Raw genomic sequence first — 389 nt, forward strand, 5'->3', positions numbered from 1 at the left:
GTCGCCGAGTGCCGGGTCGCGCTTCGCCCGGCCGGCCGCCAGCGGGGCGCCCCAGACGTCGGCGGCCTTCTCGGGGTGGAAGAAGATCGGCTCCCAGACCTCCGCGATCTCGGCGGCGAGCTCGACGTTCTTCGGCCCGATGGCGGCCAGCATCACCGGGATGCGCTCGCGGACCGGGGTGTTGATGAGCTTGAGCGGTTTGCCCAGGCCGGTGCCCTGGTCGGCCGGGAGCGGGATCGTGTACTTCGGGCCGGCGTGCTCGAGCCGCTCACGCCGCCAGACCGAGCGGCAGATCTCGACCACCTCGCGGGTGCGGGCCAGCGGTGCGTCGTACGGGACGCCGTGCCAGCCCTCGACGACCTGGGGGCCCGACGCGCCCAGGCCCAAGG

General features: G+C 74.3%; 1 protein-coding gene. It reads right to left on the reverse strand.

Annotated elements, in window-relative coordinates; genetic code table 11:
* Positions 1–389 (reverse strand): LLM class flavin-dependent oxidoreductase (locus M3677_RS17760; RefSeq protein ID WP_251161241.1); only part of this gene is annotated, 389 nt, incomplete at both ends.

Origin of the sequence: Curtobacterium sp. P97 (assembly GCF_023712445.1) — a bacterium.
Classification (GTDB): Bacteria; Actinomycetota; Actinomycetes; order Actinomycetales; family Microbacteriaceae; genus Curtobacterium.